The sequence below is a fragment of the Actinomycetospora straminea genome, from assembly GCF_028737255.1.
Classification (GTDB): domain Bacteria; phylum Actinomycetota; class Actinomycetes; order Mycobacteriales; family Pseudonocardiaceae; genus Actinomycetospora; species Actinomycetospora straminea.
In genome coordinates, this window is record NZ_JAQZAN010000002.1 from 410,702 (window position 1) to 422,489 (window position 11,788).

Annotated in this window: 11 protein-coding genes; 6 read left to right on the plus strand and 5 right to left on the minus strand. The window is 74.6% G+C overall.

All coding sequences use genetic code 11. The features are described 5' to 3' along the window. The 4 genes from PH190_RS05220 to PH190_RS05235 are packed head-to-tail and all read left to right on the plus strand — an operon-like array spanning position 1 to position 4,437. Entirely contained in the window at positions 1-765 is a 765-nt protein-coding gene (locus tag PH190_RS05220; RefSeq protein WP_274230421.1) for an SDR family NAD(P)-dependent oxidoreductase, read from the plus strand. Then, positions 765-3,119 (plus strand): xanthine dehydrogenase family protein molybdopterin-binding subunit, encoded by a 2,355-nt coding sequence (locus PH190_RS05225; RefSeq protein WP_274230422.1) that lies wholly within the window; start codon positions 765-767, stop codon positions 3,117-3,119. The genes PH190_RS05220 and PH190_RS05225 overlap by 1 nt, the downstream gene beginning before the upstream one ends. Next, a complete protein-coding gene (locus PH190_RS05230) occupies positions 3,116-3,961 on the plus strand; it encodes an FAD binding domain-containing protein (RefSeq protein ID WP_274230423.1) in 846 nt (281 codons plus the stop codon). The genes PH190_RS05225 and PH190_RS05230 overlap by 4 nt, the downstream gene beginning before the upstream one ends. Further along, positions 3,958-4,437: a (2Fe-2S)-binding protein gene (locus PH190_RS05235; protein WP_274230424.1), complete on the plus strand. Its 480-nt coding sequence runs from the start codon at positions 3,958-3,960 to the stop codon at positions 4,435-4,437. Before PH190_RS05230 ends, PH190_RS05235 begins: the two co-directional genes overlap by 4 nt. Before the next feature lie 73 nt (positions 4,438-4,510). On the opposite strand, the gene PH190_RS05240 is transcribed toward PH190_RS05235, so the two are convergent. From PH190_RS05240 to PH190_RS05260, 5 genes are all read right to left on the minus strand, one after another. Then, complete coding sequence (locus tag PH190_RS05240; protein WP_274230425.1) at positions 4,511-4,951, minus strand: SRPBCC family protein; 441 nt, start codon at positions 4,949-4,951, stop codon at positions 4,511-4,513. Between the two features lie 109 nt (positions 4,952-5,060). Beyond that, positions 5,061-6,383 (minus strand): FMN-binding glutamate synthase family protein, encoded by a 1,323-nt coding sequence (locus tag PH190_RS05245; protein ID WP_274230426.1) that lies wholly within the window; start codon positions 6,381-6,383, stop codon positions 5,061-5,063. Beyond that, complete coding sequence (locus PH190_RS05250) at positions 6,384-7,124, minus strand: glutamate synthase (RefSeq protein WP_274230427.1); 741 nt, start codon at positions 7,122-7,124, stop codon at positions 6,384-6,386. After that, positions 7,112-8,005, minus strand: coding sequence for a class II glutamine amidotransferase domain-containing protein (locus PH190_RS05255; protein WP_274230428.1), 894 nt, complete (start codon positions 8,003-8,005; stop codon positions 7,112-7,114). The genes PH190_RS05250 and PH190_RS05255 overlap by 13 nt, the downstream gene beginning before the upstream one ends. A gap of 144 nt (positions 8,006-8,149) precedes the next feature. Further along, positions 8,150-8,878 carry a FadR/GntR family transcriptional regulator gene (locus tag PH190_RS05260; protein ID WP_274230429.1) on the minus strand — a complete coding sequence of 243 codons (729 nt, stop codon included), beginning with the start codon at positions 8,876-8,878 and terminating at the stop codon, positions 8,150-8,152. Positions 8,879-9,101: 223 nt separating this feature from the next. On the opposite strand from PH190_RS05260, the gene glnT reads away from it, so the two are divergent. Next, positions 9,102-10,451, plus strand: coding sequence for a type III glutamate--ammonia ligase (glnT, locus tag PH190_RS05265; RefSeq protein WP_274230430.1), 1,350 nt, complete (start codon positions 9,102-9,104; stop codon positions 10,449-10,451). 31 nt (positions 10,452-10,482) lie between these two features. Beyond that, the gene (locus tag PH190_RS05270; RefSeq protein WP_274230431.1) at positions 10,483-11,769 is read left to right on the plus strand and encodes an FAD-dependent oxidoreductase; all 1,287 of its coding nucleotides are present in this window, start codon (positions 10,483-10,485) and stop codon (positions 11,767-11,769) included. The last annotated feature ends 19 nt before the right edge of the window (positions 11,770-11,788 follow it).

Below are 11,788 nucleotides of genomic sequence, written 5' to 3' on the forward strand. Positions count from 1 at the left end.
ATGGATCTGCAGCTCGCCGGCACCACCGTGCTGGTCACCGGGGCCGGCCAGGGTCTCGGCCGCGCCATCGGCGAGGCCTTCGCCGCCGAGGGCGCCCAGGTCGCGTTCGGCCACCACACCTCGTCCGGCGGCGCCGAGGAGGCCGCCGCGGCCGCCCGCGCCGCCGGCGTGAAGGCCATCGCGGTCGCCGTCGACACCCGCGACGACGACGCCGTGGGCCGCGCGGTCGCGACCGTCGAGTCGGAGCTCGGGCCGATCGGCGTGCTCGTCAACAACGCCGCGGTGACCAGTCGCGGCCGCTTCCTCGAGCGCTCGGCCGACGAGTTCGCCGCCGAGATCGACGTGACCGTCACCGGCACCGTGCGGATCTCGCACGCCGTCGCCCGGCGCATGGCCGAGCACGGCGGTGGCGCGATCGTCTCGCTGATGGGCGACTCGGGACGCGTCGGCGAGTCGGGGCTCACCGTCACCGCGACCGCCCGGAGCTCGACCCTCGGGCTGACGAAGTCGCTGGCCAAGGAGCTGGCGCGCCACGGCATCCGCGCGAACGCGGTGTCGATCGGCCTGGTGCAGACCGATCGGTTCGCCGACCACGCCGGCGGCACCGACGACGAGCGCCTGAAGAAGATCACCGCGCTCTACCCGCTGCGCCGCCTCGGGCGCCCCGAGGACGTGACCCCGACGATCCTGCTGCTCGCCTCGCCGTGCTCGTCCTGGACCACCGGCCAGGTCGTCTCGGTCAACGGCGGGTTCGCGATGCCGTGATGGCCGCCGCCGACCCCGCGATGACCGCAGACCACGGGCCCGCCAGCGGCACCCCGGTGCGCCGCAAGGAGGACGCGCGCCTGCTCACCGGGCGGGGCCGCTTCGTCTCCGACCTCGCGCTGCCGCGGATGCGTCACGTCGCGTTCGTGCGCAGCCCCGTCGCCCACGGGCGGATCACCGGCGTCGACACCGCCGAGGCGCTCGAGGTCGAGGGCGTGTCCGCGGTGTTCACCGGCGAGCACCCGGCGATCGGCCCGGTCGCGATGCGCGCGCAGTCGGCGCTGCCGGGCTACGTCGAGACCGACCAGCCACCGCTGGCGCGCGGCAAGGTCCGCTTCGCCGGAGAGGCCGTCGCCGCCGTCGTCGCCACCGACCGCTACGTCGCCGAGGACGGCGCCGAGGCCGTCGTCGTCGACTACGAGCCGCTGCCCCCGACGGTCTGCGCGTGGGCGGAGCCGGCGCACCCCGTCCACGACGAGGCGCCCGACAACCTGCTGCTGTCGCGGACCTTCCGTGCGGGCGACGTCGACGCCGCGCTCGCGGACGCGCACGTCGTCGTCGACCGGGAGCTCACCACCAACCGCCATGGCGGCAACCCCGTCGAGTGCCGGGCCGGCGTCGCGCGCTACGAGGCCGCGGACCGGAAGCTGACCTTCTGGTCGGGCACCCAGGTGCCCTGGATCGTGCGGACCCAGCTCGCGGAGCTGCTCGACCTGCCCGAGGGCAACATCCGGGTCATCGCCCCCGACGTCGGTGGCGGGTTCGGCGTCAAGGCCGTGCTCTACCCCGAGGACGTCGCGCTGTGCCTCATGGCCATGGCGATGCCCGGCACCGCGCTGAAGTGGGTCGAGGACCGCGTCGAGCACCTGCTCGCGGCCACCCACGCCCGCGACCACCGCTACGTCCTGCGCGCGGGGTTCGCCGCCGACGGTGAGCTGCTCGCCGTCAAGGCCGACGTCTGGTGCAACGCGGGCGCCTACTCCGTCCACCCGTGGACCGCCGGCATCGAGCCCCTCATGGCCGGCGGCCTGCTCACCGGCCCCTACAAGCTCGCGGACTACGAGTGCACCGTGCGCGGGGTCGCCACCAACACCAGCCCGTCCGGCCCGTACCGCGGCGTCGCCCGGCCCTCGACGGTGTTCGCGATGGAGGCGCTGATGGACTCCGGCGCCCGGGCCCTGGGGATGGACCCGATCGCCCTGCGCCGCCGCAACCTCATCCTCCCCGCCGACGTCCCCTACCGGATGCCGTCGCGCCTGGTCGACGACTCCGGCGCCTACGAGGCCTGCCTCGACCGGGCCGTCGCGACGTTCGACCTCCACCGCTGGCGCGGCGAGCAGGTGCGCCGCCGTCGCGACGGCGGCCGGCCGCTCGGCATCGGCGTCGGGATCTACAACGAGCTCACCGGCCTGGGTCGCGCCGCGTCCGCCGGGCCCCGCATGGCCTTCCGGACCGGCCACGACGCCTGCACCGTGCGGATCAACCCCGACGGCGCCGTCACCGTGTTCTCCGGCGTGACCTCCCAGGGCCAGGGTCTCGAGACGACGATGGCGCAGGTCGTCGCGGACGCGCTCGGCGTCGACTACGGCGACGTCGAGGTCCGCATCGGCGACACCGACCAGTCGCTGTGGGGCTTCGGGGCCTTCTCCTCCCGCCAGGCCGTGATCGGCGGCGGCGCCGCCCACCTCGCGGGCGAGCACGTCCGCGGCAAGGCCCTCGCGCTCGCCGCGGCCCTCAAGGAGGCGCCGGTCGAGGAGCTGGACCTGCGCGGCGGGCAGGTGTACATGGCCGGCCAGGCGAAGCCGATCATCTCGCTGGCCGAGGTCGCGAAAGTGGCCTACCTGCAGTCCGACCGCCTGCCCGAGGGCTTCGAGCCCGGCCTGGAGGGCACGAAGTTCTACGACCCGATCCGCGGCGCGTTCGCCGCCGGCGCCCAGATCGCCGCCCTCGAGTTCGACCCCGCCACCGGCGAGATCGGCATCCTGGACTGGGTCTGCGTCGAGGACGCCGGCCGGATCGTCCACCCCGTGATCGTCGACGGGCAGATCGCCGGCTCGATCGCGCAGGGCATCGGTGGCGCCATGTACGAGCACCTCGTCTACGACGACGCCGGCAACCTCTCCACCGGCACCCTGCTCGACTACCTCATGCCCACCGCCGGCGAGATCCCCGAGCTGCGCATCGGCCACGTCAGCACCCCGGCGGCCAACCCGACCGGGGTCCGCGGCGTCGGCGAGGGCGGCACGCTCGCCCCGAACGCCGTGGTGGCCGGGGCGCTCGCCGACGCCCTCGGCGTGGAGATCGACGACCTGCCCGTCACCCCGGCGCGGGTCTGGGAGCTGGTGCACCCGTGAAGTGCCCCCCGTTCGACTATCACCGCGCGACGAGCGTCGCCGACGCCGTGGACGCCCTGCAGGCCGCCGGCGACGAGGGCAAGATCCTCGCCGGCGGCCAGAGCCTCGTCCCGGTCCTCGCGCTGCGCCTGGCCCGCCCCGCCGTCCTCGTCGACGTCAACCGCATCCCGGGGCTGGCCGGCCTCGAGCGGCGCGACGGGGTGCTGCACGCGGGCGCCCTGGTGCGCCACCTCGCGCTCGCCGACCAGCGTCAGCACCCGCTCGCCGCCGAGGCCGCCCGCTGGATCGGGCACACCGCCATCCGCAGCCGCGGCACGCTGGCCGGCAGCCTCGCGCACGCCGACCCCGCCGCCGAGCTGCCCGCGGTACTGCGCGCCTGCGACGGCGCGGTGCAGGTGGCCGGGCCGTCCGGCACACGGCGACTGCGGGCCGACGAGCTGTTCGTCGGCGCGCTGCAGAGCGCCCTCGCGGACACCGAGATGATCACCGGCGTCGAGCTGCCGGTGCCCGACGCGTGGGGGTTCGCCGAGTTCGCCCGCCGCCACGGCGACTTCGCCGTCGTCTCCGTGGCCGCGGCGCGCTTCGGCGAGCGGGTGCGGATCGTCGTCGGCGGCGTCGCCGGCGTGCCCCACCTCGTCGACGCCGGCGACCTCGCCACGGTGGACGGGGACGTCTCCGACGACCGGGTCACGCTCCTCGCCGCGGCCGCCGCCGACGACGTCGACCCCGCCTCCGACCTGCACGGCAGCGCCGGCTACCGCCGCGCGCTCACCGAGCAGATGACCCTCCGGGCGCTCGCGGACCTCGCCGGGCACCTCCGTCCCGTCCGGGAGCCCGCATGAAGATCACCGTGACGGTCAACGGCGAGCGCCACCGCCTCGACGTCGAGCCCCGCCGCACGCTGGTCGACGCGCTGCGCGACGACCTGGGCCTGACCGGCACCCACGTCGGCTGCGAGCACGGCGTGTGCGGTGCCTGCACGGTGCTCGTCGACGGCGAGCCGGTGCGCGCGTGCCTGATGCTCGCCGTGCAGGCCGACGGCGCGTCCGTGGCGACCGTCGAGGGCCTCGCGGGCGACGACGGCACCCTGCACCCGCTGCAGGAGGCGTTCTCGCGGTGCCACGGCCTGCAGTGCGGCGCCTGCACCCCCGGGATGCTCATGACCGCCGTGCACCTGCTCGACACCGACCCCGACCCCGGCCGCGAGACGATCCGCGCCGAGATGTCGGGCAACATCTGCCGCTGCACCGGCTACACGGGCATCGTCGACGCCGTCGCCGAGGCCGCCCGGCGCCGTGTGACGTCGGAGACGTCCTGACGCTCACGAGCCCGGCGCCCCCGACCCGTGTCCTCCGGACACGGGTCGACCCACCGGTCCGCCGGTCCTCTGCTCAGCAGCCCTCGGCCAGCGCGGCGAGCCGGTCCAGCGAGGCCGCGAGGCGCTCGGACGTCGTCGCGCGGGCGCGTCGGAAGCGGCCCTCGTCGGTGAGGTCGGTCCAGTCGTAGGTGTGCGTGACCGCCGTCCGGTCCGCGGCGAGCGGCTCGAGCTCCCAGCGCCACAGGTGCCCCGGCGGCGGCGAGCCCGGCTCGGCGGGACGCCAGGCGAGCCGGCGGCCCTCCTCGAACTCGACGACGTGGTTCTCCCGCACCTCGCCCATCGTCAGCCGCGTGCGGAAGACGTCGCCGACGGCCCGGACGCGCTGGTCGTCGGCGGCCTCGGCGAGGTTCTCGTTGCCGTCCCACAGCGGCTGGCGGGCCGGGTCGGCGATCAGCTCGAAGATCGTCGCCGCCGAGGCGGCGACCTCGCGGCGCGCGCTCACCACCCGCGACATCAGGCGCGTCCCGCCGCGTGGGCGGTGGCGGGCGAGCGGCCCTCGGGGTGCGGGTGCGCCACCACGGACTCCATCGGGTCACCCTATCCCCGGTGCCGCACGCCGCCCGTCAGCTCCCGGCGCCGGGGATCCACGACGTGCCCGCCAGCGGCACCCGCGCCATCGCCGCGGCCTCGATGGTGAGCGCGACGAGGTCCTCGGGCTCGAGGTGCTGGACGTGCGCCTTCCCGCAGGCCCGGGCGAGGGTCTGGGCCTCCATGGTCAGCACGCGCAGGTAGTTCGCGACGCGGCGCCCGCCCTCGACGGGGTCGAGACGGCTCGCGAGCTCCGGGTCCTGCGTGGTGATCCCGGCGGGGTCGCGGCCGTCCTGGAAGTCGTCGTAGTAGCCCGCCGCGGAGCCGATCGCCTCGTACTCCGCGGCGTACTGCGGGTCGTTGTCGCCCAGCGCGATGAGCGCCGCGGTCCCGATCGCGACGGCGTCCGCGCCCAGGGCCATCGCCTTCGCGACGTCCGCGCCGGTGCGGATCCCGCCGGAGACGATCAGCTGGACCTTCCGGTGCAGCCCGAGCTCCTGCAGGGCCGCCACCGCCTGCGGGATGGCCGCGAGGATCGGGATGCCGACGTGCTCGATGAACACCTCCTGGGTGGCCGCCGTGCCGCCCTGCATCCCGTCCACCACCACGACGTCCGCGCCCGCGGCCACGGCGAGCTTGACGTCGTAGTACGTGCGGGTCGCGCCGACCTTGACGTAGATCGGCTTCTCCCAGTCGGTGATCTCGCGCAGCTCACCGATCTTGATGGTCAGGTCGTCGGGCCCGGTCCAGTCCGGGTGCCGGCACGCCGAGCGCTGGTCGATCCCCGCCGGCAGGGTGCGCATCTCGGCGACCCGGTCGGAGATCTTCTGCCCGAGCAGCATCCCGCCGCCGCCCGGCTTGGCGCCCTGCCCGAGGACCACCTCGATGGCGTCGGCGGCCCGCAGGTGGTCGGGGTCCATCCCGTACCGGCTGGGCAGCAGCTGGTAGACCAGCGTCGTCGACTCGCCGCGCTCCTCGTCGGTCATGCCGCCGTCGCCGGTGGTGGTCGACGTGCCCACCTCGGACGCGCCCCGGCCCAGCGCCTCCTTGGCCTGCGCCGAGAGCGCGCCGAAGCTCATGCCGGCGATGGTCACGGGGATGTCCAGGTGCAGCGGCCGTGTCGCGTGGCGGTCGCCGAGCACGACGTCGGTGTCGCAGCGCTCGCGGTAGCCCTCGAGCGGGTAGCGCGACATCGACGCGCCGAGGAAGAGCAGGTCGTCGAAGTGCGGCACCGCGCGCTTGGCGCCCCACCCGCGGATGTCGTAGACGCCGGTGCGCGCGGCGTGCTGGATCGCGGCGATGGACGCCCGGTCGAACGTCGCCGACTCGCGCAGGCCCCGCTCCGAGGGATCCCTCATCTAGTACGTCCCCGAGTGCTCGCTGGTGAAGTGGTAGAGGCCGCGGGCCGAGCCGTAGCGGCGGAACTCCCGGAGCTGCTGGTCGCCGTGCTCGAACCCCGCCGCGGCGAGCAGCTCGGCGAGCTCGGCCCGGTGCTCGTCGCGCATCTCCTTCTCGACGCAGTCGGCACCGAGCGCGCCCACCGACCCGCGCACGTAGAGCCGCGCCTCGTAGATCGAGTCGCCGAGCCCGTCGCCGGCGTCGCCGCACACGACCATCCGCCCCGCCTGGGCCATGAACGCACTCATCGGGCCCACCGACCCGCCCACGACGATGTCGATGCCCTTCATCGAGATGCCGCAGCGCATCGACGCCGAGCCCTCGACGACCAGCAGCCCGCCGCGCCCGGTCGCGCCGGCCGACTGCGACGCGTCCCCGCGGACCCGCACGGTCCCGGACATCATGTTCTCGGCGACGCCGTTGCCCGCCGAACCGTCGACCACGACGTGCGCCAGCTGGTTCATCCCGGCGCAGAAGTAGCCGGCGTGCCCGCGGACGTGCACGTCGATCTCGTCGTGGACGCCGGCCGCGATCGAGTGCGCGCCGTGCGGGTGGAGCACCTCGTAGGACGTCGCGGTGGGCCGGTGGAGCTCGGCGTTGAGCGACCGGACGGTCGCGGTGGCGAGGTCGACCGTCACGGTGTGGGCGGTGCTCGTTGCGGTCTCGCGAGCCTCGGCCTCGGCGCGGCTCAGCGCTGCCACGTGTACACCCGGCCGGGGTCGGGCTCGAAGATCCGGGCCTCGTCGATGCCGGGCAGGTCGGCCAGCGCCCGGAACTCCGAGGCCATGGCCACCCAGCGCGGGTGCTCGGCGATCACCGCGGGCTTGCACGCGATCTCGTCGCGGACCACCGCGAACCCGTCGGCGGTGGTGACGAGCAGCGTGTAGAAGCCGTCGAACGTCTCCCCGAGGCGCAGCAGCGCCTTCTCGAGGTCGTCGCCCTCGGCGAGGCACGCCGCCACGAACCGCGCGCCGACCTCGGAGTCGTTCTCCGAGTCGAACGCCGTCCCCCGGCGCTGGAGCTCGCGGCGGACGGTGGCGTGGTTGGAGAACGACCCGTTGTGCACCAGGCACTGGTCGGCGCCCACCGAGTACGGGTGGCAGCCCTCCGGGTTGATCGCCGACTCCGTCGCCATGCGGGTGTGGGCCAGGCCCTGCCAGCCGGTGACGTCGCGCAGCCCGTAGGTGCGGGCGAGGTCCCGGGGGTGGCCCGCGCCCTTGTAGACGACGAGGTCGGTGCCGCTGCCGACGACCAGCGCGTCCGGCGCGGCCGCGGACACCGCGGCGACCAGCGCGTCGACGGCGACCGGCGCGGTGAGCACCGTCGTGTCCCCCGCCGCCTGCGCGCACACCGCGGGCGCGCCCGGCAGGAGCCCGCCGACGGTGGCCGCGAGGTCACCGGGGGCACGCAGCACCGACACGGCCGCGTGGCCCGGCGGGGTGCGCTCCTCGTCGCCGTAGACGGCGATGCCCACCGAGTCGGGCCCGCGCTCCGCGACGCCGCCGAGCATGTCGTCGAGCAGGCGTCCCAGCACCGGGTGCAGCGCGGGGTCGCGGAGGTGGAGACCGATGATGCCGCACACGGGGCTCAGCCTTCCTGCGTCGTGAGGGAGCACCGCGACGGCCCGGCGCATTGGTCCGGTGAGAGGACCATCGAGGGCCACGATAGGAGACCGACGCCGCGTCGTGTCAAGGCGGCGTCACCGGCCGCGTCGGGCGGGCGGCGGTCACACCGGGCTCCACGCCACCTCGTCCGCCCCGTCCTCGGCGCCGAACACGATGATCCTCAGTTGCCGCCGCGTCCCCTCCAGGTGCGCGCGCATCGCCGCCGACGCGGCCGCCGCGTCGCCCGCCGCGACCGCCTCGTAGATCGCCTGGTGGTCGCGCAGCGTCTCCTCGACGGGCTCGCGGAACGGCAGGAGGTCACGGGGGCTGAACAGCTCGCCGCGCGCCGACTCGACCGCCTCCTCCAGGCGCTCGTTGCCCGCGGCCCGGGCGAGGGCGACGTGGAAGCGGGAGTCGGCCTGGCGGAACGCGGTGCGCCCGATGACGTCGTGCAGCGCGAGCACCGCCTCGCGGACCGGGGCGAGCCCGACGGCGGTGTGCCGGCGCGCGGCCAGCGCCGCCGTCTCGGTCTCCAGGGCGATCCGGAAGTCGATGATGTCGTCCATCTCGCCGGCCTGGGCGCGCATCCGGGCCCGCCACGCCTCGGCCGGGCGGTGCAGCTCGGTGACGTAGGTGCCGCCGGTGGAGCCGCGGCGGACCTCGACGTAGCCGTCCTCGCGGAGCTGGCGGATCGCCTCGCGCAGGCTGATCCGCGCGACGCCGAGCTGCTCGGCGAGCTCGCGCTCGGCGGGCAGGCGCTCGCCGGGGCTGACGTCGCCGCGGTGGATGCGCATGCGCAGGTGGTCCGCCACGGCCTGGGCCAGCGTCGTGGAGGAGACCTGCCGGGCCATGGTCGGAGGCTACCCCGCACGTCACGGTGCGTGTCCGGACGAGGGAGCGCCCCGCGTCCCGCCGTGGCCGTGACGGGAGCGACGGGGTTGACACCCTTCGGCGGGGCCGTGAATGGTTCTCGGTCCAGACCTTGATCGGGCGGGAGCGTGCCGACGCGACCGTCGCGGGACGGGACACCGGAGGACCGACACGGTCGTCGGCCGTCACGAGCGAGGAGGCGGCGTGGGCGACACGCGCGACGAGCTGCGGGAGCGCGCCGAGGCGGACGGCATCGAGTTCTTCCTGGCGATGTTCGTGGACCTGCACGGCAAGCCGTGCGCGAAGGCGGTCCCGTCCTCGTCCTTCGACCTGCTCATGGACGGCGGCGCGGGATTCGCCGGATTCGCCGCCGGCGACCTCGGGCAGTCGCCCGCCGACCCGGACGTGCTCGCCGTCCCGGACCCGGCGTCGTACACGAAGCTGCCGTGGAAGCCGGGCGTCGCGGTGCTGCACTGCGACCCCCACGTCGACGGGCGGCCCTGGCCCTACGCGCCGCGGGTGATCCTGCGCCGGCAGCTCGACCAGCTCGCCGAGCGCGGGTGGGTGTTCAACACCGGCACCGAGCTGGAGTACAGCCTGCTGCGCCGGCGCGCGGACGGGGGCCTCGAGCCCGCCGACCCGCACGACACCGCGGACAAGCCCTGCTACGAGGTCAAGGGCCTGACGCGCATGTGGGACCACCTCTCCACGGTGTCGCGGCACCTCAACGCCCTCGGGTGGGGCAACTACGCCAACGACCACGAGGACGGCAACGGCCAGTTCGAGAACAACTGGCACTACGCGGACGCCCTGACCACGGCCGACCGCGCCGTCTTCTTCCGCTACATGATCCACATGCTGGCGCACGACGCCGGCATGGTCGCGACGTTCATGCCCAAGCCGCTCTCCCACCTCACCGGCAACGGCATGCACATCCACCAGAGCCTCTGGACGCAGGACGGCCAGGCCCTCTTCGCCGACGACACCGACGCGCTCGGCATGTCCCGCACCGGCTACCACTACCTCGGCGGGCTGATCGAGCACGGCCGCGCGTCGGCCGGGATCATCTGCCCGACCGTCAACTCCTACAAGCGCATCGGCGTCGGCGCCCCGACCTCGGGCTCCACGTGGGCGCCCGCCTACGTCGCCTACGGGGGCAACAACCGCTCGGTGATGCTGCGCGTGCCCGAGGGCGGTCGCGTCGAGCACCGCGGGGTCGACGGGTCGGCCAACCCGTACCTCGCCGCCACCGTGCTGCTCGCCGCCGGCCTCGACGGCATCGACCGGGAGATCGACCCCGGCGCGTGCACCGACGACAACCTCTTCACGCTCGGCGCCGACGAGGTCCGCGCGCGCGGCATCCAGCACCTGCCGAAGACCCTCGACCGCGCGATCGAGGAGCTCGTCACCGACGACGTCCTGCGCGCGGCGCTGGGCAAGACCTCGGGCGGTGACTTCGTCGACTACTTCGCCGCGGTCAAGCAGCAGGAGTTCGACGACTATCACGCCTCGGTGTCCGACTGGGAAGTGCGGCGCTACCTGACCCAGGCGTGAGACGCACCGAACCGTCGAGGAGGACGCCCCGGTGACCAGCACGAACGGCGACGGGCACCGGCCCGGACGCCGGCGCGGCTACTCGGCGTGGAGCCTGCTGCGCCACGGCCTCGGCCGGGAGGAGTGGCCGCGGGCCTGGTACGAGCGGGAGCTGCGCGGGAGCTACGACGCGGTGATCATCGGCGGCGGGGTGCACGGCCTGGCCACCGCCTACTACCTGGCCCGCGACCACGGCGTGCGCGACGTCGCGGTGCTCGACCGCGCCTACATCGGCTCGGGCGGGTCGGGGCGCAACACCGCCATCCTGCGGTCGAACTACCTCACCCCCGAGGGCGTGCGGTTCTACGACCGGTCGGTGAAGCTCTACGAGCACCTCGCCGCGGACCTGAACTTCAACGTCATGTTCTCCCAGCGCGGGCACCTCACGTTGGCGCACAACGACGCGTCGCTGCGCACGATGCACTGGCGCACCGAGGTCAACAAGCTCCAGGGCGTCGACTCCGAGGTGATCGGGCCGGACCGCATCTCCGAGCTCGTCCCCTACCTCGACACCAGCGGGGAGGCCCGCTACCCGATCCTCGGGGCCCTCTACCACCCGCCGGGCGGGATCGTGCGCCACGACGCCGTGGTGTGGGGCTACGCGCGCGGCGCGGACGCGCACGGGGTGCACATCCACCAGCAGACCGAGGTCACCGGCATCGACGTCGAGCGCGGCCGGGTCACCGGCGTGCAGACGAACCGCGGGCGGATCGCGACCCCGGTGGTGCTCAACGCCACCGCCGGCTGGGCCGGCCTCGTCTCCGACATGGCCGGGGTGTCCCTGCCCATCCAGACCTCGCCGCTGCAGGCCGCGGTCACCGAGCCGGTGCGCCCGTTCCTCGACACCGTCGTCGTCTCGGGCACCCTGCACGTCTACGTGTCCCAGACCGACCGCGGCGAGCTCGTGTTCGGCGCCAGCGTCGACCCGTTCGCGTCCTACTCGATGCGCGGGTCGCTGGAGTTCGCCGAGGGCATCGCCGGGCACGTCCTCGAGCTCATGCCCGCCCTGCACCGGATACGGCTGCTGCGCCAGTGGGCCGGGCTCTGCGACATGACCCCGGACTACTCGCCGATCATGGGCCCGACGCCGGTCGAGGGCTTCTACGTCGACGTCGGCTGGGGCACCTACGGCTTCAAGGCCGGCCCGGTGTCGGGCGAGGCGATGGCCGCGTGCCTCGCGCACGGCAAGCCGCCCGAGATCATCTCCGCCTTCGGCCTCGACCGCTTCGGCGACGGGCGGCTCGTCGGCGAGAAGGGGGCGGCCGCCGTGGGCCACTGAGCCCCCAAGAGGCCCGCCC

What these genes read in the sequence shown, in the direction of transcription:
- PH190_RS05220 (WP_274230421.1), top strand. Translation starts at nt 1, where the DNA reads ATGGATCTGCAGCTCGCCGGCACCACCGTGCTGGTCACCGGGGCCGGC.
- PH190_RS05225 (WP_274230422.1), top strand. Translation starts at nt 765, where the DNA reads ATGGCCGCCGCCGACCCCGCGATGACCGCAGACCACGGGCCCGCCAGC.
- PH190_RS05235 (WP_274230424.1), top strand. Translation starts at nt 3,958, where the DNA reads ATGAAGATCACCGTGACGGTCAACGGCGAGCGCCACCGCCTCGACGTC.
- PH190_RS05240 (WP_274230425.1), bottom strand. Translation starts at nt 4,951, where the DNA reads ATGTCGCGGGTGGTGAGCGCGCGCCGCGAGGTCGCCGCCTCGGCGGCG.
- PH190_RS05245 (WP_274230426.1), bottom strand. Translation starts at nt 6,383, where the DNA reads ATGAGGGATCCCTCGGAGCGGGGCCTGCGCGAGTCGGCGACGTTCGAC.
- PH190_RS05260 (WP_274230429.1), bottom strand. Translation starts at nt 8,878, where the DNA reads ATGGCCCGGCAGGTCTCCTCCACGACGCTGGCCCAGGCCGTGGCGGAC.